The organism is Marinobacterium alkalitolerans, assembly GCF_017776525.1.
Lineage (GTDB): Bacteria > Pseudomonadota > Gammaproteobacteria > Pseudomonadales > Balneatricaceae > Marinobacterium > Marinobacterium alkalitolerans.
On sequence record NZ_JACVEW010000001.1, the window covers coordinates 203,269 to 227,295 of the forward strand.

Annotated in this window: 19 protein-coding genes; 8 read left to right on the forward strand and 11 right to left on the reverse strand. The window is 59.3% G+C overall.

Annotated elements, in window-relative coordinates:
- Position 1 precedes the first annotated feature (1 nt).
- Positions 2–2,593: an EAL domain-containing protein gene (locus H9C73_RS01030; RefSeq protein WP_209285912.1), complete on the forward strand. Its 2,592-nt coding sequence runs from the start codon at positions 2–4 to the stop codon at positions 2,591–2,593.
- A gap of 130 nt (positions 2,594–2,723) precedes the next feature.
- Here H9C73_RS01030 and H9C73_RS01035 read toward each other — a convergent pair whose 3' ends face one another.
- The 8 genes from H9C73_RS01035 to H9C73_RS01070 are packed head-to-tail and all read right to left on the reverse strand — an operon-like array spanning position 2,724 to position 9,779.
- Positions 2,724–4,304 (reverse strand): GMC family oxidoreductase, encoded by a 1,581-nt coding sequence (locus H9C73_RS01035; protein WP_209285913.1) that lies wholly within the window; start codon positions 4,302–4,304, stop codon positions 2,724–2,726.
- 15 nt (positions 4,305–4,319) lie between these two features.
- Positions 4,320–4,856, reverse strand: coding sequence for a twin-arginine translocation signal domain-containing protein (locus H9C73_RS01040; RefSeq protein ID WP_209285914.1), 537 nt, complete (start codon positions 4,854–4,856; stop codon positions 4,320–4,322).
- 55 nt (positions 4,857–4,911) lie between these two features.
- Positions 4,912–5,661, reverse strand: coding sequence for a lipoate--protein ligase family protein (locus H9C73_RS01045; protein ID WP_407944001.1), 750 nt, complete (start codon positions 5,659–5,661; stop codon positions 4,912–4,914).
- Positions 5,662–5,665: 4 nt separating this feature from the next.
- Positions 5,666–6,361: a 2-oxo acid dehydrogenase subunit E2 gene (locus H9C73_RS01050; protein ID WP_209285916.1), complete on the reverse strand. Its 696-nt coding sequence runs from the start codon at positions 6,359–6,361 to the stop codon at positions 5,666–5,668.
- Between the two features lie 10 nt (positions 6,362–6,371).
- A complete protein-coding gene (locus H9C73_RS01055; protein ID WP_209285917.1) occupies positions 6,372–6,605 on the reverse strand; it encodes a biotin/lipoyl-containing protein in 234 nt (77 codons plus the stop codon).
- Positions 6,602–7,624: an alpha-ketoacid dehydrogenase subunit beta gene (locus H9C73_RS01060; protein ID WP_209285918.1), complete on the reverse strand. Its 1,023-nt coding sequence runs from the start codon at positions 7,622–7,624 to the stop codon at positions 6,602–6,604. The genes H9C73_RS01055 and H9C73_RS01060 overlap by 4 nt, the downstream gene beginning before the upstream one ends.
- 44 nt (positions 7,625–7,668) lie before the next feature.
- Positions 7,669–8,754 carry a 2,3-butanediol dehydrogenase gene (locus tag H9C73_RS01065; RefSeq protein WP_236013996.1) on the reverse strand — a complete coding sequence of 362 codons (1,086 nt, stop codon included), beginning with the start codon at positions 8,752–8,754 and terminating at the stop codon, positions 7,669–7,671.
- A gap of 38 nt (positions 8,755–8,792) precedes the next feature.
- Positions 8,793–9,779, reverse strand: a complete 987-nt coding sequence (locus H9C73_RS01070) for a thiamine pyrophosphate-dependent dehydrogenase E1 component subunit alpha (protein WP_209285919.1) — start codon at positions 9,777–9,779, stop codon at positions 8,793–8,795.
- A gap of 296 nt (positions 9,780–10,075) precedes the next feature.
- Between H9C73_RS01070 and H9C73_RS01075 the strand changes: the two genes are divergently transcribed.
- Positions 10,076–12,022, forward strand: coding sequence for a sigma-54-dependent Fis family transcriptional regulator (locus H9C73_RS01075; protein WP_209285920.1), 1,947 nt, complete (start codon positions 10,076–10,078; stop codon positions 12,020–12,022).
- Positions 12,023–12,071: 49 nt separating this feature from the next.
- On the opposite strand, the gene H9C73_RS01080 is transcribed toward H9C73_RS01075, so the two are convergent.
- Complete coding sequence (locus tag H9C73_RS01080; protein WP_209285921.1) at positions 12,072–15,152, reverse strand: efflux RND transporter permease subunit; 3,081 nt, start codon at positions 15,150–15,152, stop codon at positions 12,072–12,074.
- Positions 15,149–16,246 carry an efflux RND transporter periplasmic adaptor subunit gene (locus H9C73_RS01085; protein ID WP_209285922.1) on the reverse strand — a complete coding sequence of 366 codons (1,098 nt, stop codon included), beginning with the start codon at positions 16,244–16,246 and terminating at the stop codon, positions 15,149–15,151. The genes H9C73_RS01080 and H9C73_RS01085 overlap by 4 nt, the downstream gene beginning before the upstream one ends.
- Before the next feature lie 90 nt (positions 16,247–16,336).
- Between H9C73_RS01085 and H9C73_RS01090 the strand changes: the two genes are divergently transcribed.
- The 4 genes from H9C73_RS01090 to H9C73_RS01105 all read left to right on the forward strand — a co-directional run bounded on the left by H9C73_RS01090 (position 16,337) and on the right by H9C73_RS01105 (position 21,063).
- Entirely contained in the window at positions 16,337–16,939 is a 603-nt protein-coding gene (locus H9C73_RS01090; RefSeq protein ID WP_209285923.1) for a TetR/AcrR family transcriptional regulator, read from the forward strand.
- A 78-nt stretch (positions 16,940–17,017) separates the two neighbouring features.
- Positions 17,018–18,382: an NfeD family protein gene (locus tag H9C73_RS01095; protein ID WP_209285924.1), complete on the forward strand. Its 1,365-nt coding sequence runs from the start codon at positions 17,018–17,020 to the stop codon at positions 18,380–18,382.
- Between the two features lies 1 nt (position 18,383).
- Positions 18,384–19,175, forward strand: a complete 792-nt coding sequence (locus tag H9C73_RS01100; protein WP_209285925.1) for a slipin family protein — start codon at positions 18,384–18,386, stop codon at positions 19,173–19,175.
- A 97-nt stretch (positions 19,176–19,272) separates the two neighbouring features.
- Positions 19,273–21,063, forward strand: coding sequence for an EAL domain-containing protein (locus H9C73_RS01105; protein WP_209285926.1), 1,791 nt, complete (start codon positions 19,273–19,275; stop codon positions 21,061–21,063).
- On the opposite strand, the gene H9C73_RS01110 is transcribed toward H9C73_RS01105, so the two are convergent.
- Positions 21,057–21,650 (reverse strand): helix-turn-helix domain-containing protein, encoded by a 594-nt coding sequence (locus H9C73_RS01110; RefSeq protein ID WP_209285927.1) that lies wholly within the window; start codon positions 21,648–21,650, stop codon positions 21,057–21,059. The genes H9C73_RS01105 and H9C73_RS01110 overlap by 7 nt on opposite strands.
- A gap of 250 nt (positions 21,651–21,900) precedes the next feature.
- Here H9C73_RS01110 and purU point away from each other — a divergent pair, with 250 nt between their 5' ends.
- Positions 21,901–22,773, forward strand: coding sequence for a formyltetrahydrofolate deformylase (gene purU / locus H9C73_RS01115; protein ID WP_209285928.1), 873 nt, complete (start codon positions 21,901–21,903; stop codon positions 22,771–22,773).
- 9 nt (positions 22,774–22,782) lie between these two features.
- The gene (locus H9C73_RS01120) at positions 22,783–24,024 is read left to right on the forward strand and encodes an FAD-dependent oxidoreductase (RefSeq protein WP_209285929.1); all 1,242 of its coding nucleotides are present in this window, start codon (positions 22,783–22,785) and stop codon (positions 24,022–24,024) included.
- The last annotated feature ends 3 nt before the right edge of the window (positions 24,025–24,027 follow it).

The following is a 24,027-nucleotide window of genomic DNA, read 5'->3' on the forward strand; positions in this document are numbered from 1 at the left end:
GATGATGGTTTCAAGGTACATTCGCATGCTTGCCCCGCTGCTGGCTCTGAGCCTTCTGGCAGCGGGCAGCGTGTATGCTGACGAAACGCGCCTTGTCCGTGTCGGGGTGTACAGCAATCCGCCCAAGTTGTTGATGGATGAGCAGGGCAACCCCTCGGGTATTCTGGGGGAGCTGCTGATACGGATCGCAGAGGAAGAGAACTGGCAGCTTCAGCCGCTGGCCTGTGACTGGCACCAGTGTCTGGAAATGCTGGAAGCAGGCGAGCTGGACCTGCTGCCGGATGTGGCTCGATCCCGGGAACGGGACGCTCGGTTTGACTTCCACACTGAGCCAGCACTGAACAGCTGGTCAAAAGTGTATGTCCCTGCTGGCAGGCAATTGGAGTCTGCTTTGGCGCTGGATGGCATTCGGTTGGCGGTTCTGGAGGGCTCCATTCAGCTGCGCTATCTGCAGGACATGGCGCAAGGGTTCAATATCCAGCCCGACTTTGTTCCGGTCCGCAACTACGAAGCGGCCTTTAGCGCCGTTCAGCAGGGCGATGCCGATGCGGCTGTGGCCAACCACTTCTTTGGTGAATATCATGCTCAGCGGTTTAACCTGGAAGGCACCTCTCTTCTGTTTCAGCCCAGCCAGCTTTATTACGCCACCGGAGAAGGCCACAATGCCGATCTGCTCCAGCGCATCGACCGCTGGCTCTCGGCCTGGCGCTCGAATACCCGGTCGGTCTTTTACGATATTCTGCACCGGTGGGCAGGCACGGAGCATATGTCTGAGTGGCCCCACTGGCTAATGCCCAGCCTGGTGGGTCTGGTGCTGGCGCTGGCTGTCATGGGCGCCTTTATGGTGCTGTTGCGCACCAAGGTGCGCGCACGGACACAGGCTTTGGTAACACGCGAAGCCCAGCTGCAAGGGGTGCTGGCAGGGGTGGATGCCTGTATTTACAACAAGGATGCTGAGCTGCAGTACACCTACGTGAACCCGGTTTTGTGCCGAATGCTGGCCCATGATGAGATCGACATCCTGGGTCAGACGGATGCACGCTTTTTCGATTCTGAAGACTGCCGTCTTTTACATGCGCATGATCGGGAGGTACTGGAGTCAGGGGAGCGTCGGGTGCATGAAGAAGAGCTTTTCAGCCCCCTGCATGGAGAAAAACGCTGCTATCTGTCGGTACGTGTACCCCTCAGTCGGCCTGATGGGCGAGTCTGGGGCATCTGTGGCGTATCCACGGATATCACCGAACAGCGTCAGCAGCAGGCGCGTATTCACCAGCTCTCCTGGTATGACTCACTGACGCGCCTGCCAAACCGGCGCTACCTGCTGCAAAAGCTGGAGCAGTCCCGTACCCGTGCCGAGGACGCCTCTTCTGATGGAGCCGTTCTGCTGTTGGACCTGGATCACTTCCGAGACCTGAATGATGCGCTGGGGTATGCCGCGGGGGATGAGCTGCTGCGACAGGTGGCCAGCCGCCTGACCGACCGCCTCTCAGACCAGATTATTCTGGGACGGCTGGGCGGGGATGAGTTCCTGCTGGTGCAGGAGGGGCTGAGTACGGATCGGAAACAGGCGATGCAGACGGTGGAAGGGCTGTGCCGGCGTGTGCTGGCGCTGATGGAAGAACCGTTCAATCTCAGTGCTCACCGTCACCGCGGTGGGGCACGTATCGGCGTTAGCCTGTTTTCGGATCTGGATGCCAATGCCGAAGGGCTGGTGCGCTGTGCAGAGCTGGCCCGATATGACGCTCAGAATACGGAAGAGGCACGCTTCCGCTTCTTCGACCCGTCCATGCAGGCGGAAGTGCAGCAGCGGGCGGAGCTGGAGGCGGGCATCCGTGCCGGTCTGGAACGCAATGAATTTACCCTCTGGTACCAGCCGCAGTACGACCGCTACCGAACGCTGTTGGGACTTGAGGCGCTGGTGCGCTGGCATCACCCGCAGAAGGGGCTGGTATCACCCGCCGAATTTATTCCGGTGGCCGAATCGACCGGGCTGATCATTCCGCTGGGTGAACAACTGCTGGAGCAGGCCTGTCGCCAACTGGTGGCCTGGGCGGAGCATCCACAGCTTTCGCAGGCGCGTGTTGCGGTCAATATCAGTGCCCGACAGATTCATACACCTGATTTTGTTGAGCGCGTATCGGCGATTTTGGAACGTACCGGGGCAGAGCCTTCCCGGCTCGAGCTGGAAGTGACCGAGAGCATGCTGGTGCAGGATGTGGACAACACCATCGACAAGATGCGTCGGCTCAGACGGTTGGGGGTGCGCTTTTCACTGGATGATTTCGGCACCGGTTACTCCTCACTGATCTTTCTCAAACAGCTGCCACTGGACAAGCTGAAAATTGATCAGGGGTTTGTGTTCGAATTGCTGACCGATGCCAACGATGCCGCTATTGTCAGGGCGATCGTGGCGCTGGGCCAGAACCTGGAACTGGCCGTTATCGCCGAGGGTGTGGAAACCCTTGAGCACTGTCATACACTCGAAGCCATGGGCTGCCATGAATATCAGGGCTATTTTTTCAGCAAACCGCTGCCGGCCGCAGAGCTGGAGCAATGGCTGATTACCTCGGCCCCGACTCCTGCCCGGCCTTAAGCCCGGCCAGGGGTACTCTGAGGGAGGGATTTCGCGGCGTAATGGATCTCGGAAAAAGGGGTGCGCAGGGCGCACCCAAGGCAGACGCCACTCAGGCTCCGGGGATTTGAGTCAGTTGCGTGATGTGTGACTAGAGGTTGCCTCGTTTCATTTGATCGGCAATATAGTCAGCCTGGCGAATAGCCAGAGCAACGATGGTGAGGGTGGGGTTTTCGGTACCACTGGTGGTGAATTGACTGCCATCCGAGATAAAAAGATTCTGGATTTCATGGCTCTGACCCCAGCGGTTTACGACCCCGTCACGCGCATGCCGGCTCATTCTGTTGGTACCCATGTTATGACTGGCCGGGTAGGGGGGCAGGTAGTTGACCTTTTTGGCCCCCACGGCCTCCAGCAACTCTGTGGACCTGTCATAGGCATGGTTACGCATGCGGGTATCGTTGATATGATCGGTCTTGTAGACAACCGGTACCGGCAAACCATACTGGTCTTTTTCGGTAGGGTGCAGCGTAATGTTGTTGGACTCTACCGGCATATCCTCACCGCAGATCCAAAAGCCCGCCATACGGTCATAGTTGGCCAGAGAGTCGGCCAGCTCCCGCCCCCAGCCGGACTTTCCGGGGTTGAGAAAAGCAGACATGAAGGGAAGCCCCAAATGGAGGACTTCCAGTTCATAGCCGGCGACGTGCCCACGGCTGGGATCGTTGTCCTTCCACTCATGGACGATGCCGGGTACAACGGTGCTTTTGTACATATGAACGGGCTGCTCAAACTCCCCGTATACGCCCGCCGTGGTGTGGGTCATATAATTCTGGCCTACCTGGCCGGAACCGTTCGCCAGACCGTCAGGGAACATGGGCGACGCTGAGTTGAGCAACAGTCGGGGTGACTCGATTGAGTTGGCTGCCACGGACACCAGACGTGCCTTTTGGAAATGCTGGTTGCCATCTTTATCGGCGTAGAGTACGCCGGTGACGTTGCCCTGTTTGTCGTGCTCAATGCGCAGGGCCATTGACTGCGGCCTTACCTCGACCAGCCCCGTCGCCTCGGCCCTGGGGATCTCCGTATACATGGTGGACCATTTGGCACCAATGCGGCAGCCCTGCATACAGAAGCCGTTGACCTGACAGGAAGGGCGGCCGTCCCGGATTTGGGTGTTGATCGCCAGCGTAGCCTGTTCGCATTTTGCTCCAATGCGCCGAGCACCTTCTTCTATTACCTTGTAATGGCTGCTCTTGCCGTGGAAGGGCATACCGGTGGCTTCGGTGCCGCAGACCCCCATCTTCTGCTCGGCCTTGTAATAGTAAGGATCAAGCTCTTTGAGTGTGATGGGCCAGTCGAGCACGTTGGCACCGGGAACCGTGCCGTTTTCCGTGCGCATGCGAAACTCGTGTTCCTGGAATCGCATGGCCACGCCTGCCCAGTGCATGGTGGCACCGCCGACACCCTTTACGATCCAGGCGGGAAGGTTGGGGAAGTCTTTTGCCAGGCGGGCGGGGCCTTCCAGGTAGCGTTTATCGAGCCACGAAATCTTGCCGAACATCTTCCACTCATCGTTCTCGATATCGTCCAGTTTGAAGCGTTTGCCTGCTTCAAGCACGACAGACTTGATACCCTTCTGTGCCAGTTCGTTTGCCAGAGTGCCGCCACCTGCACCGGAGCCGACAATCACGACCAGGCTGTCATCATTGAGATCAAATTTTGTATTCATCACGTGTCACACCTCTCAAAGCCAGTCGATCTTGTCGTAACCGCGGTTGATGTAACCCCCTTTCTGCCAGGCAGAGCCGCCGTAACCGAAGCGAGGCCAGAGTTCAGGGTTGTTGTAGATCCCCATCATCAGGTCGCCTTTGATGCGCTGAAAGAAGGGGCTCTCCTCAATGGCTCGCAGTACGAGCACACGGTCGGATTCATGCTCCAGTTCGAGGAAATTGCGGCTGAACAACTGCTGGCTGCGCTGGTCGAGAGCCTTTACGCCTTCGGCCAGCATTTTTTTAAGAGCCATGTCCTTGCCGGCTTTTCGCGCCAGTGGTGTCAGCACGGCGGCGTAGTATTTGTTTTCAAGGGTGTCATGAGGGTAGATGTCACGCGCCATACGTAACAGCGTTGCGCTGGCATGCTCACCTACGGCTGATGCCGCCCAGGCAGCGGGTGTGAGCAGGCCGCTGCTGATGATGCCGATGCCTGCAACTGCGATACCGGATCGCCCGAGGAAGCGCCGGCGCCCCAAGTCGGTTGGCTGTTCTTTTGATGTTCTTTTCATGATGACTCCATTTCTACTTGTTATTGGATGTCCTGGTATTGCGTGCCTGTGCCAACTAGAGCGTCGACACGTATTGGGTGAATCTCGCCTCAAGTTGGGCAATCGTTTCGACCAGCAGTCCTGATCGTGCGGGTAGCAGCTCAGACAGGGCAACATGACGATCGCCCTGAATAGAAGCTTCCATTCCACACTGGTGGTAAAAGGTATTGCCTGCCTGCCAGAGCCAGTCCAATTCGGCTTCACAGAGCACGACCGCATGAGACAGAACGGCAAATTCGTTGCTGGATTCCGAGATGCCGGGATCAAGTTGTCGCCAACGCTGGGCGGTGCCGGCCAGCTTGCGACCCTCGACCACCAGGTTGTAATCGCCATCGCAGAAGGCGCCGTTTACGGATGCGCACTCAGCGGTAATGCCAAGTTCAGCCAAATATCCGATCAAGGGGTGGCACAGGGTCATGTAGCTGTCTTCGATAGCCCCCTTGTGGCGTTTACTGCGGAACGCCAGTGCCACATTGATCAGGCCCGGTGACTGTGGGGTCAGGTCGCCACCGGTGGCGCGCACCTGAACCGGCCAGCCATCCAGCGCCATGCGTGCAGAGGCCATGGCGAACTGCGGACGACGTGTCAGACGCTGTGGGACCACCAGCGACTTGCTGCAGCGCCAGATCAGAAATCCGGCTCGAATATCGCCTCGGCTGACAGCAGAGAGGAGGGCCATCTCCCGCCTCAGCCCTTCGGATGGCGGGAGAACCTCCTCTGCTCGATGATCAGGGAGAGAAAAGGAGCCGAGCGCAGGTGCATGCATGGCGTTACCCTTTCTCGATCAGGTTACAGAGGTCGGTTAAAAAGGCTGCGGCCGGGGCGCCATCCACTGCTCGATGGTCAAAGCTCAGTGACAGCCCCATGATACGGCGCGGCTCGATACTGTAATCCGGCATGACCCGAGGTTTCAGGCGTGTTTCACCGATACCCAGAATGGCAATTTGTGGCAGATTGACGATGGGCGTGAAATGCTGGACACGGGAGAGTCCCAGATTGCTCAGCGTGAAGGTGCCGCCGGTCATCTCCGGGACTGTCAGCTTGCCGTTTACAGCCCGTTGAGCCAGCGCCTTGCGCGCTTCGCTTCGCTCCATCAGAGAGAACTCGCCAGCGTTGAACAGGGTGGGTGCTGCCAGCAGGTTGCCGGGCAATGCCATCGCAAAGCTCAGGTGGATGGCATCATGCAGGCGGATCTCCTTGTCCTCCACCCGGCCATTGAGCTCAGGGTGCTCGCCAAGCGTTGTGATCACTGCCTGGGCCACCAGGTCCTCGATGGAAACCTTGACCCCTTTGCCAGCCAGCCGTTCCTTGGTTGCAAACAGCTCGGTAGCATCGCACTCGGCGTGGTGGGTCAGCTGAGCGGCCTCATCCAGGCTGCGGCGCATGTTGTCGGCGATCATCCCCCGCATGCCACGCATGGGAATGACCTTGTCCGGAGTCTGGTCGATCCTGGATTGTGCGTTCATATCACCTTCCTCAGTCGATAGTGGCAACGAGGTCGCCCTTGTCGACCACGTCGTCAATGTCCTTGATGATCTTCAACGTCCCGGAAGCGGGGGCGGAAAGCTCATACTGGATCTTCTGAACCATCAGCTCGGCGATCATCTCGCCCTCGCTGACATCACCGCCGTCACTGGCAAGCCAGCTGGTGATCACGGCTTCGCTGTCTTCTTCCCAGAGGTTTTCCGGTACACGTACTTCAGTGCTCATGTGTTTTTCTCCATCAATTCGTAAGCGGCAATAATCTTGTCGGCACTGGGCAGTGCCCACTGCTCCATGGGGCGGGTAAAGGGGATTGGAATATCGGGATAGGCGACACGCTGGGGAGCGGCCTTGAGCGGAATGCCCTGTTCGGCAACGCTGCAGATGATCTCGCTGGTGAGGCCGTAGCTTTGATAATCCTCATCCACGACGATCAGACGACCGGTCTTGCGTACTGATTCAATCACGGTTTCGCGGTCCAGCGGCACCAGCGAGCGCAGGTCGATCACCTCGGCACTGACACCGCGTTCGGCCAGCTTACGCGCGGCTTTGATGCCGTGGTGAACGCCGGAGGTGATGCCGACGATGGTGACATCGGTACCTTCCCGGACAACGGCTGCTTTACCGATGGGTACCGTGTAAGTCTCCTCGGGCACATGAACAATGGCGTCTTTCTCGGTACCGAGCCAGCCCATCCCCTGGAGAGCCTTGTGGAACATGAAGATGACCGGGTTATTGTCGCGAATAGCGGCGGTCATCAGTCCCTTGGCATCGTAGGCGTTGGAGGGCGCTACCACTTTCATGCCCGGCAGGTGGGCAAAGGTGGCGTGCAAACACTGGGAATGTTGGCCTGCGTCCGAATAACCGCCGCCGGTGGAGGTCATCAGCACGACCGGCACCTGCACATTGCCGCCGGAGAAATAGGTGTTCTTGGCCATCAGGTTGTAGATGGCATCGAAGCAGACGCCGAAAAAGTCGACGAACATCAGCTCCACAATCGGGCGCATGCCATCCGAGGCAGCGCCCACAGCTGCGCCCATAAAAGCGGTTTCCGAGATAGGCGTATCGCGGACGCGTTCGCTGCCGAACTCATCGTGAAGGCCACGGGTGTTACCGAACACCCCGCCCAATGGGCCGATATCTTCGCCCATGACAAAAACGCGTTCATCTGTGCGCATCTCCTGTGCGATAGACTCGGCCATGGCACGGGCGATAGTCAGTTTTCTTTCTTTAGTGGCAACGGTCATGGTGTTGCTCCTTCTTTCTGTTGTCTGATACCGAAATGCCTGTTTCAGGCGGCCTGGTCCGGGCTGACGATGATCTTCACGTGGCGATCCTTATGGGCGACCAGCTCTTCAAAGCCCTTTTCCAGGATCTCGCCGATCTGGATGCGGCCACTGATCAAGGGCTGCACATCAATGCGACCGTCGTTGATCATGGCGATAACATCAGCAAATTCACCGTTGTAGGCCAGAGAGCCAATGACCTGCTTTTCGGTGGCAACAATCTCGAAAAAGTTGAATGCACTGGGTTCCTCGAAAACACCCACCAGCACAGCCTTGCCACCTTTGCGAATCAGGTCGAGCGAGAGTTTGGCGGTGTCCTTGTGGCCGATGCACTCGAAGGCGATATCAGCGCCATAGCCCCGGGTGAGCTGCTGCGTCTGTTCAATGGCATCCGTCTTGGACGGGTCGATCACTTCATGTGCGCCTACTTCCAGTGCCTTGGCCTTGCGGGCTTCGGACATTTCCAGTGCAATGACTCGGGATGCGCCCGCTGCACGCGCACAGATGATGGTGCAAAGGCCGATGGTGCCGGCGCCCAGAACGACGACCGTTTTCCCCAGCAGGTCACCGGCTTTTTTCACGGCGTGCATGCCGACGGCAAGGGGCTCAATCAGGGCGCCTGCCTCCGTGGGGAACCCCTCGGGAAGGGCATAGAGCAGATCAGCCGGTACGTTGACGTATTCGGCAAAAGCGCCGTTGTTCATCAGCCCTGTGAAGGCCAGGGTTTGGCACAGGTTATATTGACCGCGCTTGCAGTAATCACACTCACCACAATGCTGGCAGGCATCGGCGGTGACAGGGTCACCCGGACTGAAGCCGGTCACTCCATCGCCCAGCGCAGTGATTTCGCCGCTGAATTCGTGACCCAGGATGCACTGGCCACTGATGCCGGTGAGCGGGTGGGGCTCGTCCGTGGGGATGAATACGGGCCCGGCCACATACTCATGCAGATCCGAGCCGCAGATGCCGCACCAGTGTACTTTGATCTGCACCCAGCCCGGCGGGGGGTGGTCGGGCAGGGGAACGGATTCGACACGGATGTCTCGGCGACCATGCCATACGGCCGCCTGCATGCTGGATGTCTGGCTCATTGTTGTTATCCTCTTATCGCCATCAATCAATTAAAGGGTCAGACAAAGACCTGTTCCATCGCTTCCTCAGGGGCCGGGTATTCACTGTCGCGGGCGAACTGGATCGCCAGGTCCACACGCTTGTGCGCCCTGTGAACCAGTTCCTGGTCCTGTTCCTCACTCCAGTTCTCTTCATCAATCAGGTGCTGGCGCATTTTGGGGATAGGATCACGGGCATACAGTGCGTCTTTCTCGCCTTTGGGGCGGTAGCCCTCGGCATCGCCCATGAAATGGCCTGCGAGGCGGAAAGTCTCGATCTCAATCAGTGACGGCCCTTCACCACGACGGGCGCGGTCAATCGCCTTGCCGGCAACCTCGAAGATGGCCAAGGGATCGTTGTCGGGCACGAAGTGGCCGGGAATACCGTAGGCGGCAGCGCGGGCATCGTTGTGCTCAATGGCAGTGGACGTGTTTTTTGCGACCGATATGCCCCAGGCGTTGTCCTCGATGACAAAAACCACGGGGAGCTTCCAGACGGCGGCAAGGTTAATGGACTCATGGAAGGCGCCCTGATTGGCGGCCCCTTCACCGATGAAGGCAACGGCAACCCCGGCCTTTTTCTGCAGATGGCGGGACAGGGCTGCTCCAACGGCGGGTCCCATACCCTCGGCAATGATCCCGGAGCAGGAGAAATTTACGTCGGCATCGAAAATATGCATATGACCGCCTCGACCACCGCTCAGACCTGACTTCTTGCCGAAGATCTCGGCGGTCATGCGATCCAGATCCACGCCTTTGGCAATGGCGACATGGTGGGGGCGGTGAGTAGAGGTAACGATATCTTCGGCATCCAGGTGCGCACACACACCGACGGCACAGGGCTCCTGCCCATTGGAAAGATGCATCTCGCCGGGAATGGGGCCGTTGGCCATGTTGAATGCGGGAGATTTGCCTTCCATATAGATCTTTTCGATGCATTCCTCGAAATAACGGCTGGTATGCATCTGTTCGTACATCCAGAGCTTTTGATTCCGGTTTGGCTTCATGACGGAACCCCTCCTTGTTTTTTTATGATTGGAGTAATCGACCAGTGGGTGCGGGTCACCTCGTGTCTTGCCGGGTATAGGGCAAGCCCCGTGCCGTTTTTCATAAGATATTGATATATATGGATTGTTTGGGTTTTGTGATCGATTTATGCGACAGAGTGTCGCAATCTGTTGATACACAGTGGCTCAGACGATGCGACGGTGTGTAGAAACCGCCGTGCGGGTGGACAGGTGGTTAAGTAGCCCCCTATGATTAAAGGATAACTATAAATACAGAGGCCTCTTGTCAGGCAGTTATGGGCACTTACGGTCGAGACCAGCATGTACTGCTGCCGTCACAGCGTGATCAGGCAGAAATACCCACGCAGATACGCGGATCCTGGGAGCGTTGTATTGATCAATACAAGCTGGAACCGGGGCGTGCTCTGTTGCCTCCACGCCTGAGTGATCGGGAGCTGCAGCGTGAACGAAGTGAGTTCGACAGCTTGCTGAATGTGGCAGAGCCGGTTTTTCAGCGTCTTAGTCAGGTAGGTGGAAACTCGGGCTACTGTGTGCTGGTGACCAATGCCCGGGGTGTGATACTCAGGCAGTATATAGACTCGCAACAGGGTGAAGAGCTCAAAGAGCATGGAATGCGGACCGGCACAGTCTGGACCGAGGAGCAGGTTGGCACCAACGGGCTGGGGACTTGCCTGGCGACGGGTGAAGCACTGACGGTGTACGCTCAGGAGCATTTTGGTCGCGAACTGCGTCGCTTCAGTTGCTCGACTGCACCGATCATCGCGCCTGATGGAGAGATGATCGGTGCGCTGGATATTTCCACTTACGCACAAGGTGACAAACAGCTGCAGGGGCTGGCACAGAACCTGGTGTGTGACAGTGCTGATCAGATCGAAGCGGCCATGTTCAGGTATGCCTTTGGCACTGATTATCTGCTGGCCATTAACGGAGGTCCTGCAGGAGACCCTTCCCTCAGCAGCGCTCTGATTGCTGCCAACGACAGCGGAACCCTTATCGGTATTACCACGCCAGCCTTGATGCTGCTTGGTGTCAGTGATCGTTCGATGGTGATCGGACTGAACCTGACAGACCTGTTCGGCTTGACTCTGGAAATGCTTCATCGTGGCCCCTGCCGGCTGGAGGGGGGACAGGGCGATGGGATGCAGACCCTGTGGCTAAGTTGCTTCGACCCTCGTGTGGCAATGGCACCTTCCCCCACGAAAGACATCCAAACCACTGCCCGGTCGCTCAACAGCGTTCCTGACAATCCACTTATGCAGTTCGCCGGGGGAGACCACCGGTTGGCACGCAACGCCGAGATTTGCCAGCGCGTTATCAATCGTAATATCAATATCCTGTTGCAGGGGGAGACCGGTACCGGCAAAGAGGTTTGGGCCCGTGCCATCCATGACAGCAGCCAGCGTGCTGACAAGCCCTTTGTGACGCTGAACTGTGCTGCGATTCCCGAATCCCTGATTGAAAGCGAGCTGTTTGGATATAGCGCCGGCACGTTTACCGGTGGCCTTAAAGGCGGCAAGGTCGGCAAAATACAGGCCAGTCACGGTGGAACGCTGTTCCTGGATGAGATTGGTGATATGCCGCTTGCACTCCAGGCTCGTCTGCTGAGGGTACTGGCCGAAGGTGAGATTACGCCCCTGGGTGAGATCGAAGCCGTGCCCATTGATCTGCATGTCATCACGGCAACACACCGGGATCTGAAGCAGCTGATCAGTGATGGCGCATTCCGTGAGGATCTCTATTACCGTATCAGTGGGGTCCGTGTTGAGCTGCCGGCGCTCCGCGAGCGGGCGGATAAAACAGAACTGATCGATAGAATACTCCGAGAAGCCAGTTCACAGGCGATAGAGCTTTCATCCGAGGTGCGCCGGATACTGACAGAGCATGAGTGGCCGGGAAATATCAGGCAACTGAAAAATGTTCTGCAGTTTGCCCTGTGCATGTGTGACGGCGAGCGCATTCTTCCGCAGGACCTGCCTGAAGAGCTGTTTGTTGGAAGCGGGGCGGAACAGCCGGAGCTGCACTCGCATGGGCCGTTTGAAAAGCCTCCTGAGCGTGTGGTGTCTCTGGGCATCAATGCCCGATGCTCTGATGACCCGGCTGAACGCGAGGCCCTGCTAAGGGCACTCGAAGCGAATCGCTGGGTTGTATCAAGGGCTGCCAAGTCGCTGGGTATCAGCCGCTCAACCTTGCACCGTAAAATCAAGAAATACGGCCTGAGCTGACACGCGTGCTCACCTCAGGCTCGCCCTTGATGATGACCTCAGCTTTACACTAGTCACTGGCTGCCCGGGTCACCGCAAAAGGACGCTTGCGTGCCAGAGTCCTGAACAGGGCCGGCACGAAATAGAATGACAGCAGCGTCGTCATCAGTGTGCCGCCGGCGATGGCGACCGCAAAGGGCGGCCAGAACCCGCCACCCGCCAGAATCAGCGGCATGAAGCCGCCCACCGTGGTGATCGTGGTGGAGCTGATGTGTCGGGTACAGCCTGCCACGGCGGAGGTGATCGCCCCGGATTCGCCCCGGCAGGCGTTGGGATCCGCTTTCAGCTCGGCCAGAATCACAATCGCCGCGTTGATCGCCAGCCCCATCAGGCCCAGCAGGGCAATGATCACGGTAAAGCCGAACGGATAGCCGAACAGCCAGACCGTCAGAATGCCCAGCCCTGCCGCCTGGATGGCAGAGGCAAAGATCACCAGACTGATGCGGAAGGAGTTGAACGAGAGCACCACCACCGTGATCAGCAGCACCAGAATAACCCCGACGTTTGCCATCAGGTTGCCCACGGCGCTGTCGCGCTTGGAGGCCTCCCCACCGATCTCCATCCGATACCCGGCCGGTAACGTGAAACCGGCTTCGGCCAGTGCCTGCTGATAGGCGGCCAGCACCTGACCGGGCAGCACGCCGAATGCCGGATAACCTTCAATCACGTTGACCCGTTCACCATCCCGCCGGGGAATGGCGCCCTGAGTGGAGACCAGCTCGACCTCGGCCAGTGACTGCAAAGGGATATTACCCGCAGCCGGTGTCTGCAGATGCAGCTGAGCCAGCGTATCGGGCGCATCGCGCCGCGCACTGTCGACTCGTACCCGGATCGGCAGCGTTTCGGTGCCCTGCAGCAGGTCGCCCGCATGCAGGCCCTGCAGGGCACCACGCAACTGACCGGCCACATCCTGCAGGGTTAACCCGACCAGACGCGCCGCATCTTCATCCACGGCCAGACGCACCTGAGGTGTACCGGCCTGAAGGGTGGTGCGGGTGTGCACCACATCCGGGATGCCCGCCAGTATGCGCCGCGCTTCGTCGCCCAGTGTACGCAACCGCTCCAGCGACGGACCGAACAGACGCAGTTCCACCGGCGCCTTGAACGGCGGGCCCTGATCCAGCTGGCGCACCAGTATCTGTGCTTCGGGCAGGGCCGCGTTGAGCCGTGCCTGCAGCAACGGAATCAGGCGGTTGGCGCTGGTGAAGTGATCGTTGGTGACCATCGCCTGTGCATAGTTGGGCTCGTCTTCATTCAATGGCATCAGGTTGTAATAGAACAGCGGAGCGCTGGCCCCCAGAAACCAGGCGACCTGCTCAATCTCATCGTGCTGGTTCAACAGGCTGTCGATCTGCCGGGTCACCTCACGTGTTTGCGCCAGGCTGGCCTGAGGCGGCAGGTGAACTTCAATGTGGAACATGTCCCGATCAGACGGCGGGAAAAACTGTTCCGTCAGCTGGCCGGCACTCCAGAAACCGGTCAGGGGCAGTATCAGGGTCAGCGCCAGTGTGATCAGGGGATGCTTGAGGGCCCAGCGCAGGCTGAGTCGGAATTGGCGGCCGAGTTGTGGCAGATGGATGCCGGTGTGATACCAGTGATCCTCGCCCCGGTGACCGCTTTTCAAATAGCGACCGGCAAGGGCCGCAATCAGGGTATGGGACAGCAGCCAGGAGCCCAGCAGTGCGAAGATCACGCTGATGGCGATGCCACCGACAAACTCTCCGGCCGGGCCCGGCATGAGCACGATCGGCATGAAGGCCAGCACGGTGGTGAGGGTGGAGCCCAGCAGCGGCAGCCAGAAATGACGCACCGAATTCAACACCGCACTGCGGGCGGATTCACCCTGTTGTCGGCGGTGTTGCACGCTGTCGACCATGACGATGGCGTTGTCGATCATGATACCCAGCGCAACGACCAGACCGGTGACCGACATCTGATGGATCGGCAGCCCATAGCCGTTCATGCAGGCCAGCGTGAACAGGGTGGTCAGGGGAAGTGCCAGCGCGGTAATCAGGGCGGCCCGCAGGCCCAGAGTGATCAGCAGTACCAGCAGGATGATGACAAACCCCTGGCCGATGTTGATCACCAGCTCGGTCAGGCGTGTTTCGGTATAGCCGCTCTGGTCGAACAGGATACGGGTGTGGATGTTGGCCGGTATGCTCTGGCTGAACAGCTCCAGACGCTCACGTGCCAGTGCTGTCCACTGGTCGACTCTCAGGTGGGGCAGCATGCGCACGCCCACGACCAGGCTCTGCGCGCCGTCGACCCAGGCTTCATCCCGCGCGGGCTGATGTACACCGAGCGAGACATCGGCGATGTCGCGCACGCGGGTCAGGGCGCCTTCGTTATCCCGCTGCAGCGGAATGGCGCGAATCCGCTCCAGACTGTCCAGCGCACCTGTCAGTGCGACCTGCAACTGCACCTGATCATTGCTGATTTCACCGGCCGAGGAGCGCCCGTCTGCCCGGCCAATCGCCGTGGCGATCGCGGGCAGGGTCAGGCCGCGCTGACCGGCCTGTTCCGGATCGATGGTGACCTGTATTTCCTCTGCCTGCTGGCCGAAACGCTCCACATAGTCTGTCCCCGGCAGGGCCCGCATGCGACTTTCCAGTTCATCGGCATAGCGGCTCAGCGTACCCATGTCGGGCCCGCCGGCCCCCTGCCATTCCAGCCCGATCAGCAGGGTAAAGGCGTAGCCCCTCTGATCTTCCAGCTGCGGATCTGTGCTGTTTGTCGGCAACTCGGATCGCACGTCATCCAGCAGGTCGCGCGCACGGGACCAGACCGGCTGCACATCGGTCACCCGGTCCTGCAACTCGATGCTGACCATGGAGACGCCCAGACGGGAGGTAGAGGTGATCTCCTTGATTTCCGCCAGCTCGCGCAGTGTGTTCTCGATCGGTTCGGACACCTGTGCCTCGACCCGTTCGGCACTGGCACCGGGCAGCTGGGTGATAACGGTGGCCATCCGGGCCAGTACCCGCGGGTCTTCCTGACGCGGGAGGGTGTGCAGGGCGGCACTGCCGGCAACCACCAGCAGGGCGACCAGCAGAGCCAGCAGCCGGCCGTTGAACAGCATCGATCCCATCATGGCTGAGCGGCTCCTGCACTTGTACGGGGTGCCGGGGCTGCCGTCTGGCCGGGCACGACTCGGTGCAGGCCACTGGTGATCAGTCGCTCATCGGGCGCGAGTGCACCTTCAATAAAGGCATGGGTGGCGTTGGTATGCAGGATGCGGACATCGCGGGCTTCGACGCGATTTTCTCCGTTCAATACGTAGACCTGCCAGAGCCCACGCACGCTGTCGGTCAGCGCGCTAATGGGTACACGGAACCCTTGCGTTTCCTGTACCTGTTCAAGCACCAGATGGGCCAGTGTGCCCTGTGGCTGTTCCAGCGGGGAGACAGGCTGCAGCCGTACGCTGAGTGTGCGACTGGCCGGGTTCAGCTCGGCACCGATCTGTATCAGGGTGGCGTTGAGGCGTTGCTGCTCAACCTCAACGGTATACCGGGCACCGACCTGCATCTGTTGCGCCAGCTGCGCGGGCACGCCGATCAGGATTTCGGTCTGGTCCCGGGTCAGGAGCTGCAGTACGGGCTGACCTGCTGCGAGCACGGTGCCCTGATCGGCCAGCCGCTTGCCCACACGGGCGTCAAAGGGGGCTGTCAGTACCGCCTTGTCCTGCTGCAGCCAGTTCTGGGCCAGCGCCGCATCCGAGACTTCAAGCGCCGCCCGCAGGGCCTGGGTTTCGGCCTCCAGTTCGTCCTGCCGCTGACGCGAAGCGAATCCCTGGGGTTCAAGGCTGTTCAGCCGCTGCAGACTCTTGCGGGCCAGCGAGAGCCGGGCGCTGATCTCCTGACGCTGAGCGCGCAGCCGGTCTGCTTCGCGCTGTAACAGGCGGGTATCCAGTTGTGCCAGCCGCTGGCCCTGCGTGACCCGGTCGCCCGTATCCACCAGCACCTGCTCCAGCGTACCGCCGGTTTCAAATCCCAGCGCACTGCTCTGGGCGGCTGTCACCTGCCCGGCATAGCGGTGTTCCACGCTGAATTGGCTCACCGGCTTTAATGGCTCAACGCTGACTGCGAGCGGGGGATCGTCCGTCTGGCTGACGTCGGTACTGTCACACCCTGTCAGCATTAAAGAGATGATCGCCATCAAAAAGGCGATGTATCCGGGCATCTTCATGCATCACTTCCGGCTATAATGGTAGTTGGACCTTTGAGTCCAGTTTATGTTTATGAGACTGGACTGTCTAGTTTGATTTTGGAGAGAGACGTGAGACCCAGTAGCCTGGCCAAACGAGAGCAGATTCTTGAAGCGGCCTCAATGCTGTTTGTAGAGAAGGGATTCACGGATACCAGTATGGAAATGGTGGCCCAGCAGGCCGGTGTATCCAAGCAGACCGTGTACAGCCATTTTGGCTCTAAAGATGACCTGTTTACCGCTGCAATCCAGTGCAAATGCCAGCGCTATGAGCTGGCCGACCTGTTTGCAGCGACCGAGGGCAGCCTGCGCGACCGGCTGCTGAACATCGGGCGCCGCTTCGTCAGCCTGCTGCTGTCGCAGGAAGCCCGTCAGGTGCACCGTACCTGTGTAGCGCAGGTCGATACACAGCCGGAAGTCGGCGCACTGTTCTTTGCCGCCGGACCGCAAACCGTGATTGCGGGGCTGACCGAGATGCTGGAGCGCGAGGCCGAACAGGGTGGGCTCCGGCTTGAGCATGCCCGCCATGCCGCCATCCAGTTTCTGATGATGATGCAGGGCGAGGCCAAGCTGCGTTCTGAACTGGGCATTGAGCCTCAGATCAGCGACGAGGAAATCGATGCCTATATTGTCCGCAGCGTGGATCTGTTCCTGAGAGGCCTGGGCGCCGACTGACACTTCTTGCCGGCGCCACTCAGCTCGCTCCACGCGCCCGATGATTGCCTATACTGCAAGCATCAAAGGAGGTGGAGCATGCGGGTTGATCTGCGCCGGGCACTATTACTGTTCCTGTTAGCCATGCTGGCCTGGGTGCCCCAGGCGGGCGCCCAGTCCACGTCTGCGCCTCAGAGCGCGGTGTGGGTATTGCGTCTTGAGGGCGTGGTCGGTCCGGCCAGTGCCGACTATCTGGTTCGCGGGCTTGAGGAAGCCGCTGCCGCCGGTGCGCGGGCCGTGCTGCTGGAGATGGATACCCCCGGGGGACTGGACCTGTCCATGCGCCAGATGATCAGTGCCGTGCTGGCATCGCCCATTCCGGTCATTGGCTACGTGACCCCCGGCGGGGCGCGGGCTGCCAGTGCCGGCACCTACCTTCTCTACAGCTGCCATCTGGCCGCCATGGCGCCCGCCACCAACCTCGGTGCGGCAACCCCGGTCAGTATCGGGGGGCTGCCCTCGCCCCGTTCCCCCTCACCCGAAGATGGCGCCGACACACCGCAGGAGGCTGCCCCTGATGGGGCGATGCAGCGCAAGATCATCAATGATGCCGTGGCCTATATCCGTGGTTTGGCGGAACTGCGTAACCGCAATGCCGACTGGGCGGAAGAGGCGGTGCGCAAGGGCAGCAGTCTCAGTGCTCAGGCCGCGCTGGAGCAGCAGGTGATCGACCTGATCGCCGTTGACCGCAGGGCACTGTTTGAGCAGCTGGACGGGCGCGTTATTCAAGTGGGCGAGCGCGAGCTGACGCTGGACCTGTCAGACGCGCCGCTGTTTGAATACCTGCCGGACTGGCGCAGTGACTTTCTGGCCATCATCACCAACCCCAATGTGGCCTATCTGCTGATGCTGATCGGCATCTACGGTTTGATCTTTGAATTTTCCAATCCGGGCTTCGGCGTGCCGGGCGTACTGGGCGTGATCAGCCTGATGATTGCGCTCTATGCGTTTCAGGTACTTCCGATCAGCTACGCGGGGCTGGGTCTGATGCTGCTGGGCATCGGCCTGATGGTGGCCGAGGCCTATGCTCCCAGTTTCGGGATTCTGGGGATTGGCGGTGCCATCGCCTTTACGGTGGGCTCCATCATGCTGATGGATACCGAATTGCCGGCCTACAAGATTGCCTGGCCGGTCATTCTGGCGCTGGGGTTCAGTACCCTGCTGGTGGCGTTCGGCATTGTGGCCATGGCGCTGAGAGCACGTAACCGGCCTCAGACGCTGGGGACAGACGCCGCCCTGGGGCAGTGGCTGGAGGTGGAAACCTGTCGTGACGGCCAGGCGCTGGTCCGTTTTGAAAGTGAGCTTTGGCCGGTCGACTGCGACCGCCCCCTGCAAACGGGTGATCGGGTCTGTGTCACGGGCAGTGCCGGCCTGCACCTGATCGTGGAAAAACAGGAGACCTGATATGTTCGGCTTCCCCTACTTTATGACGACACTGGCCGTTCTGGCCGTACTCCTGCTGTTGTCCATGTTCCGCATCCTGCGTGAATATGAGCGCGGGGTTATTTTCCTGCTCGGCCGCTTTTACCGTGTGAAAGGGCCCGGGTTGATCATTGTTGTTCCCGTGATCCAGCAGATGGTCAGAGTCGATTTGCGCACGCTGGTGATGGATGTGCCCACCCAGGACGTGATCTCGCGTGATAACGTGTCGGTGCGGGTGAATGCGGTGATCTACTTCCGGGTGGTCGACCCCGAACGGGCGGTGATTCATGTGGAGAACTATCTGGAAGCCACCAGCCAGTTGTCACAAACCACCCTGCGCTCGGTGCTGGGTCAGCACGAGCTGGACGAAATGCTGTCAGAGCGCGATCAGCTCAACTCGGATATCCAGCAGATACTGGACAAGCAAACCGATGCCTGGGGTATCAAGGTGGCCAACGTGGAGATCAAACATGTGGATCTGGATGAAAGCATGATCCGCGCCATCGCCCGTCAGGCAGAAGCGGAACGTGCCCGCCGGGCCAAGGTGATCCACGCACAGGGTGAGCAGGAGGCCTCGGAAAAACTGCTGCATGCGGCGCAAACTCTGGCACAGCAGCCACAGGCCATTCAATTGCGTTACATGCAGACCTTGACCGAAATCGCCGGTCAGAACAGCCATACCATCGTGTTCCCGCTGCCGGTAGACCTCTTCAGTCATCTTGAAGAGGCGCTGACCAGGGGCAAGACACCTGACTCCGGGGCTGGCTCCCCATGAAAAACGCGGGTATGTTTCCGGTATAATGGGAGTCATCATTCAGGCAACCGCTCACCTTTGAGTGATCCTGACAACTACCGTGGTTACGGGGGATAGCGTGCAGTCAGCAAATGAGCAGGAAATCGATCTCAGCCTGGAAGAGTTGGATCATATTCTGGGGCTGCAGCAGGCCATTTGTGGACTGGTTGCATCTGACACCCCTTATCTGGATGTCATCAATGAGACCTGCCGCATGGCGGAGCAGCTGCTGCCGGGCTCGGTGGCCTCATTCATGGCACTGGATGACAATACCGGAAAAATGGACGTAGTGGCTGCCCCCAGCGTGCCGCCCGAGGGGGTTGAGCGCCTGTCAGGTCTGCGTCCGGGACCTCAAAGCGGCTCCTGTGGCAACGCGGTGTATCGTAACGAACCCGCCTTCATCAGCAATACGCTGGACGATCCCCGCTGGGAAGATTTGCGTTCGATTGCAGTGGATTTCAATCTGCTGGCCTGCTGGTCCATGCCGGTACGAGACGAGCGGGGGCAGGTGATTGGCTCTTTTGCGCTCTCTTCTTTTGAACACCGAAGCCCTTCCAATTTTCATATGCGGCTGTTGGAAGTGGGGGCAGCGCTGATCTCGATTGCACAGGTGCGCCAGGCCCAGCATCAGCGCCTGCAGGCAGAGCGCGAAATTCTGGTGTACCGACTGGAGCACGATCCGCTGACAGGATTGCCCAACGCACAGGGACTGTTGCAGGCTCTGGCGCAGACCGGAGATGAAGCCTGTCTGGTCTTGATTAACCTGAATAACCTGGGCCTGATAAACGCCCGTTACGGACTGAAAACCGGTGACCGCCTGTTGCGAGCCTTTTCGGTTGCGCTGGGGGAAATTGCCGGAGACGGTCGCGTGTTCCGGGCCAGCGGAGATGAATTCGCTCTGTTGTATGATCAGCTGCGCAGTCCTGATGATGAACTGGAACGGCTGCGGCAGCGCTTTTTCAAGTCACCGGTGCCACTGGGCGACTTGAGTTTCTACGTCACCTTCAATGCCGGTATCTCAACGGGCGGTGAAGACCTGCTCAGGTGTGCCATGGTGGCGCTGAAGCAGGCGCGTCTGCGGGGCAAAAACGCCACCTACCGCTATAACGTACGCGAGGATCAGCCGGATCCTCAGCAGCAGCTCGACTACATCGGCTGGAGTGCGCGCCTGCATGAGGCGCTGCAAAGCGGCGGCGTGCGAGCCTGGTATCAGGGGATTCGCGACAACTCTGACGGCGTTATTCGCAAGTGGGAAGCGCTGGTGCGGCTGGAGCACGAGGGGGAAGTCTATGGGCCGGGTCAATTCCTGCCGGTGGCTGAACTGATCGGCCTGATGCCGACTATCACGCGTCTGGTGCTGGAGCAGGCAGTGGACCAGCTGTCGCGGCAGTCCGGCGCCATCTCGGTCAATATCACCGAAACGGATCTGGAACTGGGCTATCTGCCGGACTTTCTGGAGCAGCTTGTGGTTACCCGCGGGGTGGATCCGAACCGGCTGATTCTGGAGATCCATGAAGGAGTCAGCAGTGGCAGCAAGCAGGCGTACGTGGAGCAGCTTCAGCTGCTCAAACGTCAGGGCTATCAGCTGGCCATCGATGACTTCGGCACCGAATATTCCAACTTCGAGCGCATTCTGGAACTCGAGATCGATACCCTTAAGATCGATGCCAAGTACATCCGCAACCTGCATCAGGATGCCACCAGCTATGAAATTGTGCGGGCGATCGTTTTCTTCGCCCGTAATGCGGGCATCCGCACCGTTGCAGAGTTTGTCCACAGCCCTGATGTGCAGGCTGCGGTGGAAGCGCTGGGCATCGAAGAGTCTCAGGGCTTCCTGGTCAGTGAACCCGCGCCCGTGCCGGCTCAGTGATCGTCGTAGTGAATGATCGACAGCAGCTGGATCGGGACCTCCAGCAGCTCTTCCGGGCCGTGCGGAATCTCGGCATCGAATGAGAGGGCGTCACCCGGTCCCATGTCGTACAGATGGTTGCCGTGACGGTAGCGAATCTGGCCTTTCAACAGATAGATGAACTCCTGTCCCGGGTGCGAGAAGGTGGGAAATACCTCGCTGGCGTCATCCATGGTGATCAGGAAGGGCTCGTAGCTCTTCTTCTTGCCGCGGTGGTAGCTCAGCAACTGATAGGTGTGGCCCTTCTCGGTCCCGCGGCGCACCACTTCCATCCCTTCCCCGGCCCTGGTGAGCTGTGCCGTGCCTTCGGGCCGGTCATAATCGGTGAACAGCTGTGAGATCGGCAGGCCAATGGCGTCGCAAAGACGGCTGAGGGTATCCAGACTGGTGGAGACCTGGGCATTTTCGATCTTGCTGACCATGCCCTGACTCAGCCCTGCAATACGGGCGACATCGATGATTTTCAGGCCCTGCTCGGTGCGCTTGCTCTTCACGCGCATGGCAATGTACTGCTCCAGCCGCAGCCTTGGGCTGTCCGAATCCGTCATACAAAATGCTCCGATTCTGTGCGGTGTGCTCTGCTTCGGTGCACCTTTCAGTGCCGGGTTTGCACGCTCAGAGTACACCGGTCACTGCCGCTTATTATTCTTCTCAGGAAATTTTATTTCCTAAATATATTCAAAACAGTTACTTAGCCACAGACGTCCTGTTTCTTATACGCCAAACCCAAAAGTTGGCAAAGGGTTTGCTTTACCTTGGTGAAATTAAATTTCCCTTTAAGAAATTTGGACCCTGGTCATGGCTATCGAAACCCAACATGCCCGCAAGTACCGATTGACCGTCTCCTGTCCCGACAGGGTCGGTATCGTGGCCGCTGTTACTCAGTTTTTTGCCTCTCACAACGGCTGGATCAGTGAGGCACACCAGTTTGCCGATACCGAACACTGCCAGTTCTTCATGCGCTACGAAGTGTTGGCGGACTCGCTTCCCTTTGCACTTGAGGAGTTGAAAGCGAAATTCGCGCCACTTGCCGATGAGTTCGACATGCAGTGGCAGATCACCGACTCCGAACAGCGCAAACGCGTTGTACTGATGGTATCAAAAGAAGCCCACGCATTGTCCGATCTGCTGTATCGCTGGCGCTCCGGCGAGATGAATATCGACATTCCCTGCGTTATCTCAAATCACGACCTGCTGCGCTCCTATGTGGAGTGGCACGGGATTCCCTTTGTCCACGTGCCGGTGGAGATGAGCAACAAGGCGCCGCACTTCCAGGCGGTGAGGGAACAGATCGCGGCGGCGGAAGCGGACGTGATCGTGCTGGCCAAGTACATGCAGATCATCCCGGAAGAACTCTGTGCGCTGTATCCGAGCCGCATCATCAATATCCACCACAGCTTTCTGCCGTCCTTTATCGGCGCGCGTCCCTATCATCAGGCGGCCGAGCGGGGCGTGAAGCAGATCGGGGCCACCTGTCACTACGTGACCTCGGAACTGGATGCCGGCCCGATCATCGAGCAGGACGTGCACCGGGTGACGCACCACAACACCACCGCCGACATGGTGCGTCTTGGCAAGGATGTGGAGAAAGCGGTGCTCTCCCGTGGCCTGCGTTACCACATTGAAGACCGTGTCCTGGTACACGGCAACAAAACCGTTGTTTTTGCCTAGGAGAATCCCATGCCCTGGCGCTTGCTCAAATACGGCCTCAAATCGTCACACAACGAGCCCCGTTTCTTTCCCGAAGCCAAGCCGCTCAAGCCGCACTACGATGTAGTGATCATCGGTGGTGGCGGGCACGGCATGGCCTGTGCCTACTACCTGGCCAAGGAACACGGCATTACCAACGTGGCGGTGCTGGAACAGGGGTATATCGGCGGTGGCAACACCGGCCGTAACACCACCATTGTGCGTTCCAACTACCTGACGCCGGAAGGGGTGAAATTCTACGACACCAGCCTCAAGCTGTTCGAGGATCTGTCAGACGATTTCGACCTCAACATCTTCTACTCCACCCGTGGCCACTTCACGCTGGCGCACACCGACAGCGCCCTGCGCACCATGCGCTGGCGCGCCGAAGTGAACAAGCACCACGGCATTGAATCCGAAGTGGTGGATCGGGACTTCATCGCCAAGGAAGTGCCCTACATGGATCTGGACTGTGCCGGTACCCATCCGGTAATGGGGGCGCTCTATCACGCGCCGGGTGCAGTGGCACGCCATGATGCCGTCGCCTGGGGCTATGCCCGCGGTGCTTACAATCGCGGTGTCGAGATTCACCAGAAAACCCGCGTCACGGCCATTCGGACCCAGGGTGACAAGGTGACCGGCGTGGAAACCGACCGCGGCTTTGTCAGCTGCAACAAGGTGGTCTCCATGGTGGCCGGGTCCACCCCGCGCATCACCTCCATGCTGGGGCTGGAAACACCGATCGAAATCTTCCCGCTGCAGGCCTGTGTATCCGAGCCGGTGAAGCCGTTCATGGACACCATCGTGGTGTCCGGCAGCCTGCACGTTTACGTCAGCCAGTCGTCTCGCGGCGAGATGGTGATGGGGGCTTCTATGGACCCGTCAGTGCTGCATTCCACCCGTTCCAGCTTCAACTTTGTTGAAGGCCTGACCGACCAGATGATCGACCTCTTCCCGTTCATGAGCCGCATGAAAGTGATGCGTCAGTGGGCCGGCATGAGCGACATCACCCCGGACTTTGCCCCGATCATGGGCAAAACGCCCATCGACGGCTTCTACCTGGATGCGGGCTGGGGTACCTGGGGCTTCAAGGCCACGCCGGTCAGCGGCAAGACCCTGGCCTGGACCCTGGCCAACGACCGCAACCATGAACTGATTGAACCCTTCCGCCTGTCCCGCTTCACCGACTTTGAACTGGTCGGTGAGAAGGGCGCAGCGTCGGTCGGGCACTGAGGA

Bases quoted from the DNA above. Each gene is read 5' to 3' on its own strand.
- H9C73_RS01030 (WP_209285912.1), top strand. From the start codon at position 2: ATGATGGTTTCAAGGTACATTCGCATGCTTGCCCCGCTGCTGGCTCTG.
- H9C73_RS01035 (WP_209285913.1), bottom strand. From the start codon at position 4,304: ATGAATACAAAATTTGATCTCAATGATGACAGCCTGGTCGTGATTGTC.
- H9C73_RS01040 (WP_209285914.1), bottom strand. From the start codon at position 4,856: ATGAAAAGAACATCAAAAGAACAGCCAACCGACTTGGGGCGCCGGCGC.
- H9C73_RS01045 (WP_407944001.1), bottom strand. From the start codon at position 5,661: ATGCATGCACCTGCGCTCGGCTCCTTTTCTCTCCCTGATCATCGAGCA.
- H9C73_RS01050 (WP_209285916.1), bottom strand. From the start codon at position 6,361: ATGAACGCACAATCCAGGATCGACCAGACTCCGGACAAGGTCATTCCC.
- H9C73_RS01055 (WP_209285917.1), bottom strand. From the start codon at position 6,605: ATGAGCACTGAAGTACGTGTACCGGAAAACCTCTGGGAAGAAGACAGC.
- H9C73_RS01060 (WP_209285918.1), bottom strand. From the start codon at position 7,624: ATGACCGTTGCCACTAAAGAAAGAAAACTGACTATCGCCCGTGCCATG.
- H9C73_RS01065 (WP_236013996.1), bottom strand. From the start codon at position 8,754: ATGAGCCAGACATCCAGCATGCAGGCGGCCGTATGGCATGGTCGCCGA.
- H9C73_RS01070 (WP_209285919.1), bottom strand. From the start codon at position 9,779: ATGAAGCCAAACCGGAATCAAAAGCTCTGGATGTACGAACAGATGCAT.
- H9C73_RS01075 (WP_209285920.1), top strand. From the start codon at position 10,076: ATGGGCACTTACGGTCGAGACCAGCATGTACTGCTGCCGTCACAGCGT.
- H9C73_RS01080 (WP_209285921.1), bottom strand. From the start codon at position 15,152: ATGATGGGATCGATGCTGTTCAACGGCCGGCTGCTGGCTCTGCTGGTC.
- H9C73_RS01085 (WP_209285922.1), bottom strand. From the start codon at position 16,246: ATGAAGATGCCCGGATACATCGCCTTTTTGATGGCGATCATCTCTTTA.
- H9C73_RS01095 (WP_209285924.1), top strand. From the start codon at position 17,018: ATGCGGGTTGATCTGCGCCGGGCACTATTACTGTTCCTGTTAGCCATG.
- H9C73_RS01100 (WP_209285925.1), top strand. From the start codon at position 18,384: ATGTTCGGCTTCCCCTACTTTATGACGACACTGGCCGTTCTGGCCGTA.
- H9C73_RS01110 (WP_209285927.1), bottom strand. From the start codon at position 21,650: ATGACGGATTCGGACAGCCCAAGGCTGCGGCTGGAGCAGTACATTGCC.
- purU (WP_209285928.1), top strand. From the start codon at position 21,901: ATGGCTATCGAAACCCAACATGCCCGCAAGTACCGATTGACCGTCTCC.
- H9C73_RS01120 (WP_209285929.1), top strand. From the start codon at position 22,783: ATGCCCTGGCGCTTGCTCAAATACGGCCTCAAATCGTCACACAACGAG.